This is a genomic window from Paenibacillus glacialis, from assembly GCF_001637205.1.
Lineage (GTDB): Bacteria > Bacillota > Bacilli > Paenibacillales > Paenibacillaceae > Paenibacillus_AQ > Paenibacillus_AQ glacialis.
Window position 1 is genome coordinate 54,691 of the sequence record NZ_LVJH01000063.1, and the last position, 7,489, is coordinate 62,179.

Annotated in this window: 5 protein-coding genes and 1 rRNA gene; all 6 read right to left on the reverse strand. The window is 40.1% G+C overall.

The window, feature by feature from the left end; translation table 11 throughout:
• Positions 1-155 precede the first annotated feature (155 nt).
• Positions 156-1,583, reverse strand: coding sequence for a DNA repair protein RadA (radA, locus tag PGLA_RS22550; protein WP_068537379.1), 1,428 nt, complete (start codon positions 1,581-1,583; stop codon positions 156-158).
• A 202-nt stretch (positions 1,584-1,785) separates the two neighbouring features.
• Positions 1,786-4,230 carry an ATP-dependent protease ATP-binding subunit ClpC gene (gene clpC / locus PGLA_RS22555; protein ID WP_068537380.1) on the reverse strand — a complete coding sequence of 815 codons (2,445 nt, stop codon included), beginning with the start codon at positions 4,228-4,230 and terminating at the stop codon, positions 1,786-1,788.
• Positions 4,231-4,283: 53 nt separating this feature from the next.
• Positions 4,284-5,351, reverse strand: coding sequence for a protein-arginine kinase McsB (mcsB, locus tag PGLA_RS22560; RefSeq protein WP_068537382.1), 1,068 nt, complete (start codon positions 5,349-5,351; stop codon positions 4,284-4,286).
• A gap of 30 nt (positions 5,352-5,381) precedes the next feature.
• Complete coding sequence (gene mcsA / locus PGLA_RS22565; protein WP_068537383.1) at positions 5,382-5,903, reverse strand: protein-arginine kinase activator protein McsA; 522 nt, start codon at positions 5,901-5,903, stop codon at positions 5,382-5,384.
• A 27-nt stretch (positions 5,904-5,930) separates the two neighbouring features.
• Positions 5,931-6,392 (reverse strand): CtsR family transcriptional regulator, encoded by a 462-nt coding sequence (locus PGLA_RS22570; RefSeq protein WP_068537385.1) that lies wholly within the window; start codon positions 6,390-6,392, stop codon positions 5,931-5,933.
• A 710-nt stretch (positions 6,393-7,102) separates the two neighbouring features.
• Positions 7,103-7,219, reverse strand: a 5S ribosomal RNA gene (rrf, locus tag PGLA_RS22575).
• Between the last annotated feature and the right edge of the window lie 270 nt (positions 7,220-7,489).

A 7,489-nucleotide genomic window follows, 5' to 3' on the forward strand; every position in this document is an offset into this window, starting at 1 on the left:
CAATCAAAATTCATGCTGTTTTACATTCATGAGAACCGAACTAATGGTAACGTTCAAATGCTAAATCCTTACAACTAAGTATAACGGAAAGCACTTTCCTTTTAAAGAAGATGATGAACAACATTATTAAAAAATCATGTAGAAGAAAGTAATCATCATTCTTCCTCATCCCAAGGAGCTCGTTGATGTCCACCTTTTGACGTAGAAGTACCGAATACAGAGTTGATCACTTGGCTCAACGTCTTACATGGAATAACCTTTATTGTAGAAAACGTGGTTGTACTCTTCAATCCATTAAGTGCAACATATACACGTTTGAAGCCCATTCGTTCAAGTTCTCTGATACGTAATTCTAACGTAGGCACTTTCTTTAATTCACCCGTTAATCCTATATCGGCAATAAAAACCGTATCATTAGGAATTCCTTTATTCTTGTAAGATGATACAATACTCATAATCGCTGCTAAGTTGGAGGATTGTTCTTTTAAACGAATACCACCCGTAGTCTTGACTACGACATTCTTATCGTGTAAAGGGATGCCGGCTCTTTGTTCCATGATACTTATAAGTGTATTTACATGGTCTTTCTTTAAACACTCAGCAATTCGACTCGGGTACGGCATAAACGTGGATGATACCAAGCTTTCGATCTCAAGAATGATAGGTCGTGTACCTTCTTTAACGACAGTTAATGCACTTCCACTAATCACATCGTTATCTTCCCTTTGCGTCATAAAGAATTCGGATGGATTGTCGACAGCTGTCATTCCTTGCTCACCCATTGAGAAAAAACCTATTTCTCCAGAGCTTCCATAGCGATTTTTGGATGAAAATAGCATTTTCAACTCTTCGCCTTCTTCTCCCTCAAGAATAAGAACAGTATCGACCAAGTGCTCTAATGCTCTCAATCCAGCTAGTTCGTTATCTTTGGTCATCTGTCCAACCATAATAATCGCTCTTGGTCTTTGCGCATCTTTGGCGATTTTCAAAAGCGTATTAGCACATTCCATGGTTTGCGTAGGAGAACCAGGTCTTTGAGGGTACTCATCTAATACAAAGGTTTGGATACTATCGATGATAATAACATCGGGGTCTATTTGGTCAATGCAACCTAAAACGTTGTTCAAGCTATTATCAGAGTAGACCCATACGTCTTTATGCATATCTTGCAAAACACGCTCTGCTCTCGTTTTTATCTGAGAGTCGCTTTCCTCACCAGAAGCATATAGCACTTTCAATCCTTGCTTCGCCATATCATCAGATATTTGCAACAAGAGGGTTGATTTCCCTGCTCCTGGAATGGCAGTAATAATCGTAATAGAATCTTTTACAATACCCCCGCCCATAACACGATTAAATTCATTATATTTCGTGATAATCCGATCACTGTTCTGAGATACAGTATCTGTTAGACGGTTTACTTTAACATTTTTCTTCTTACTGATGCTTTTTTGCCCACCACTGACATCGCCAGTCTCTTCTTCTTCAAGCGTATTCCATTCTCGACAATCATTACACGAACCTTGCCATTTTATATGCTCATGCCCACAACTGGTACACTTATATATTATTTTCTTTTTCATGTTATAATTCACTTCCTCAATTAATCAATATAACCGTATTTTGTAAGTTGATATATCATCTATAAATATTATCGTAAGGTTTACATAAAAAGTTTACATCTCTTCTAATAATAACTCAAACTTTTACCTTCCAAAAGAAATAGTGCCCTCCATTTACTGAAGAGCACTATTTCGAGAATCAATCATATTTATTTATATTTAATTATTCTTGCGTAACAGAAGGTTCTTGCTTCTCAACGATCAATCCTTCTTCTCCCTTATTAATGATTAGGGAATCGCCTTTACTAATTTTACCTGAGAGCAGTTCTTCAGATAAACGATCTTCAATATGTTTTTGGATCGCTCTACGAAGTGGACGTGCACCAAAGGCTGGATCATAACCTTCTTTGGCCAAGAACGCTTTGGCTTCATCTGTTAATATGAATTCCACATCGTATTCTCGTAGTCGTTTACGAAGTTCCTCAGACATCAGCGTAACAATCTCCGCAATATGTTTCTCTTCTAAGGAATGGAATACAATAATTTCATCAATCCGGTTCAAGAATTCTGGGCGGAAGGTCTTCTTAAGTTCCCCCATTACTTTATCCTTCATGTTGGAATACTCTGCTCCCCCGTCTTGAACTGCCGTGAATCCTAACGTCGAGTTACGTTTAAGCGCTTCAGCACCCACGTTAGAAGTCATAATAATTAACGTATTACGGAAGTCAACGACACGACCTTTAGAATCAGTCAAACGACCATCTTCAAGCACTTGTAATAAGATATTAAACACTTCTGGGTGTGCTTTCTCGATCTCATCCAATAGTACGACTGAGTAAGGTTTACGACGAACTTTCTCCGTAAGTTGGCCACCTTCTTCATATCCTACATAGCCTGGAGGTGCTCCAACAAGGCGAGATGTAGAGTGTTTCTCCATATATTCAGACATATCGATCCGTACGATAGCATTTTCATCCCCGAATAAGGCATCCGCCAAAGCACGCGCTAATTCTGTCTTACCAACACCCGTTGGTCCAAGGAAAACAAATGAACCTATAGGTCGTTTAGGATCTTTAAGCCCTGCACGAGCGCGGCGAACCGCTCTACTTACAGATTTCACTGCTTCTTCTTGACCAATTAGACGTTCATGCAGAATCGACTCCATATTCAGAAGGCGCTGAGTCTCTTCTTCCTTAAGCTTACTTACTGGGATTCCAGTCCAGCTTGCAACGATTTGTGCAATATCATCTGGAGTAACTTCGGAATCAGTACTACCTTGTTTTTCTTTCCATTGGTTCTTCGTGATATCTAGTTCTTCACGAACCTTTTGTTCTGTATCACGTAGTGCAGCAGCCTTTTCGAATTCTTGGCTTTGGACAGAAGCATCCTTTTCTTTACGAATATCTTCAAGACGGCTTTCTAATTCTTTCAAATTAGGTGGAATCGTGTATGAATGCAACCTTACCTTCGAACCTGCCTCATCGATCAAATCGATCGCTTTATCTGGTAAGAAACGATCTGGAATATAACGATCTGACAATTTAACAGCTTCTACAATCGCTTCATCCGTAATCTTCACACGGTGATGTGCTTCATAACGATCACGTAAACCAAATAGAATTTGGACAGCTTCCTCTGGTGACGGTTGATCAACCGTAATCGGCTGGAATCTGCGCTCTAAGGCAGCATCTTTCTCAATATACTTACGGTACTCATCTAGTGTTGTTGCCCCTATGCACTGCAACTCACCACGAGCAAGGGATGGCTTCAGAATGTTGGATGCATCAATTGCACCTTCCGCTCCACCAGCACCAATCAACGTATGCAACTCATCAATAAAAAGTATGATGTTACCTGCTTGGCGAACTTCATCCATAATCTTCTTCAGGCGATCTTCAAATTCACCACGATATTTAGTTCCCGCAACAACCGATCCCATATCAAGCGTCATAACACGCTTATCACGAAGGGTCTCTGGGATTTCATTATTAATAATTTTCTGTGCAAGTCCTTCAGCGATGGCTGTTTTACCAACCCCTGGTTCACCAATCAGTACTGGATTATTCTTGGTACGACGACTAAGAACCTGAATAACTCTCTCAATTTCCTTACTTCGCCCAATCACAGGGTCCAGATTTCCTTCTTTAGCATACGCAGTTAAATCACGTGCCAAACTATCCAACGTTGGAGTATTCACATTTGCTTGTGCTCCATTATGGCTTGACACAGCTTCACTGCTTCCCAAAAGTTGTAGCACTTGTTGACGTGCTTTATTCAAGCTAATCCCCAAATTATTAAGTACTCGTGCAGCTACACCTTCGCCTTCACGAATAAGACCTAACAAAATATGTTCAGTACCCACATAGGTATGTCCAAGCTTACGAGCTTCATCCATAGAAAGTTCAATGACTTTCTTAGCACGAGGTGTATAGGCAATATTTGTTGGTTGTTCTTGTCCTCGACCAATCAGTGTTTCAACTTCATCTTGAATCTTCTCGAGTCCTAGACCGAGACCAATTAAAGCCTTGGCTGCAATGCCATCTCCTTCACGAATAAGACCAAGCAATATATGCTCTGTACCTATATTATTGTGTCCTAGACGAACTGCTTCTTCTTGAGCTAAAGCCAGCACCTTCTGCGCACGTTCCGTAAATCTCCCGAACATCATATTCTCCTACACCTCCATGAATTTTGAAACCCTTTTATATTTAGATTTATTAATTATACTTTAATCGAACCCAACTTCTCCCGTATTAATTTAGCTCGGTAGACGTCACGTTCCTCGTTCCCCATTATTTCCCCGAATGTCTTTTGAAGAAACCCTGGCTGCGTCATCACATTCAGCTCATTCATGATTGGCGTTGAAGGACCATCTATAATGCCAAGATCAACACCAAGTCGAACATCCGATAAACGCTGCGCGGCTTCCTTCGAATCTATAATTTCTGCATATGACAAAATACCATATGATCGTTTCACCCGATCGGTCATCCGAAGCTTAGATTCATTAAGCAATCGATCACGGGCATTCTTCTCATGTTCAATGATTTGTAATACGACACTATGCAGATTTTCGATAATTTCATTCTCCGTCTGACCTAACGTGATTTGATTAGATATCTGAAATATATTACCCACCGCTTCACTGCCTTCACCATAAATCCCTCTTACCGTGAGTCCTACTTGGGACACTGCAGACAAAATCCGATTAATTTGTTGTGTCATGACGAGTGCTGGTAAATGCATCATAACTGAAGCTCTTAGCCCTGTCCCCACATTTGTAGGACAACTTGTCAGGTAACCCCTCGTATCATCGAACGCATAATCGATATGAGCTTCAAAAATATCATCGATAGCTGTCGCTTTCTCCCAGGCATCACGAACTTGGAATCCCGGATATAAACATTGAATGCGAAGATGGTCCTCTTCGTTAACCATAATACTTATAGATTCATCCTCGCTAAGAATTACAGCACCATAATGTGATTCGTCAGCTAAACTTGGACTAATCAGATGCTTCTCAACAAGAACTTTTTTGTCTAATGATGATATATCATTTAAGTTAAGCATATAAAAAGTACCGAATGATTGTAAATCATCATACTTATCCATGTCGGTAAGAAGCTCCAGCACTTCTATAGATTGCTCATTTGTCGCAACCAAAGGAAAAGGAAGTTGCTGCAAATTACGTGCTACTCTAACACGACTGCTTATGGCAATATCGGAATCATTTGCGTTACCGAGCATCCAGTCGCTGAGTGCTTTTTCGGTAAACCGGAGATTTGGCATCACGCATTCCTCCTTCTTGAAAGAACTATACTATTCAGATAATCCCTTTTCGAGTTCCCTAATCTGATCACGAAGCATTGCTGCTTCTTCAAATTCTTCTTGTACAATTCGTTGCTGCAGCTCGGATTTGAGATCATCTAGTTGGCGTTTAACCTGTATTTGGCCGCCGCCTCTTTTTGGGATCTTACCAACATGAGTTATACTTCCATGTACTTTTTTAAATAATGGATTTAAACGGTCATTGAAATATTCGTAGCATGAACTACATCCAAAACGTCCTGCTTTACTGAACTGTGTATACGTCATTCCACATTTTTCACAGTGCAGGGGTTGAGCTGCTTTCGACGCACCCGATTGAACCTTACTAGCCGTATCAAAATCAATAAGACCTGACAACAAGCTATGTATCGAGAATCCCCCTGAGGTTCCGGGAACAATCTCACCCTTTTCCCTCGCACATGATTCACAAATATGAAATTCCGTTTTCTCCCCATTTACAAATTTCGTGAAATGAAGAGTTGCTTGTCTTGTTCCGCATTCTTGACAATGCACGTCGATGTACCTCCCTTTCTTCGTAGGTCACTTACCTAATAAAGAGATCAGCATCGCTAACATCATTCTGGCACGAATCTCATCCCGGTATGGAAGCTTGATCATGAGGCATTCCCTGGATATCGCTGCACGCATTAAATTTGCTTCGCGTTTGTTAAGGAAACAGGAACCCTCCAGTTGATAGATCAGCCCTTCCGCTGTCGTCTGGTCAATGCCTTCGCCAATGGTCTGCCGGAGATGGGTATGGAGATCGGAGTGTTCTGGGAGATCAATTCGTTGTATCCGAATATAACCCCCTCCACCTCTCTTGCTCTCCACAAGATAACCCTTCTCCAACGTAAAGCGAGTACTTATGACATAATTGATCTGTGAAGGAACACAGTCAAATTTCTCTGCCAGATCATTGCGTTGAATTTCCACGGTTCCTTCGGGACTTTCATGCAAAATATTCTTCAGATATTGTTCAATAATATCAGAAATATTACGCATCACTCATCCTCCACTATTAAAACATTAAGCCAGTAAGAATCCACGGTAACAGCATATGCAAATTACATCCCCTGTTGACTTTGACTTTCTTTGACTTTGTTAATATTATATCATATTCTTGCATTTTGCCAAGGGGTGTGGTTATTTTTAGTGTGGACTTGTGGATAGAATAATATTCTTCTGTGGTTTATTCTTTTTTTCTCAGCACAATTTAACGTTTTCATACACAACTGTGAGTACTTTGTTGACAACAAGGACTTTTTCCATTCAATACAAACAAGTACTTCTCAAATATTCACGTATTGTGACAAATACGATAACAGATTTAGATTTTATTAACAACTCATGCACATATCAAGCTCAAGATCCTTCTCTTCTCGTACTTGCATTCGATGTTACTCACAATCTTCTTCATTAAATAATTTCTATAGCAGTTGAAATCAGCGTTTTACGATGAGATGTTCGAATGCTCACGTCATTTAACGGGAATTCTTCCTATTAAATTGTTGATAATATTCTTTATTGCTATATTAAACGGAATTTCACTAGTTTATTCAGCTGTCTCTTCATCAAAATGAATTTATAGAGCCTAAATAGATGTGGATATGGAGGAATTACACTCATGATATCCACAAACCGTGTACAAGTCATATTATTTTAAAAAAGCAGAAAAAAAACCACCGTTGATCGAAATCAACAGTGATTCTTGTGCTTGGCGACGTCCTACTCTCCCAGGACCCTGCGGTCCAAGTACCATCGGCGCTGGAGAGCTTAACGGTCGTGTTCGGGATGGGTACGTGTGGAACCCCTCCGCTATCGCCACCAAACGTGATTTTTCGAAGCTTACGCTTCTCGAAATCGCTGCGAGAAAATATCAGTCCTCAGAAAGGACATGCAGCTTTATACCAGGTTTAAATTCGATTCATCACAAATGTGTGAATGAATTTAAATGCTATTCAAGGTTTAATCCTTGAAAACTAGATACGAATGAATTTGCAATTCGAAACTTACATTTGCTTCTGAAGCCTAAACTCCAGAATATTAGGATAAGCCCTCGACCGATTAGTATTGGTCAGCTCCATGCATTGCTGCACTTC

Bases quoted from the DNA above. Each gene is read 5' to 3' on its own strand.
- radA (WP_068537379.1), bottom strand. From the start codon at position 1,583: ATGAAAAAGAAAATAATATATAAGTGTACCAGTTGTGGGCATGAGCAT.
- mcsB (WP_068537382.1), bottom strand. From the start codon at position 5,351: ATGCCAAATCTCCGGTTTACCGAAAAAGCACTCAGCGACTGGATGCTC.
- PGLA_RS22570 (WP_068537385.1), bottom strand. From the start codon at position 6,392: ATGCGTAATATTTCTGATATTATTGAACAATATCTGAAGAATATTTTG.
- clpC (WP_068537380.1), bottom strand. From the start codon at position 4,230: ATGATGTTCGGGAGATTTACGGAACGTGCGCAGAAGGTGCTGGCTTTA.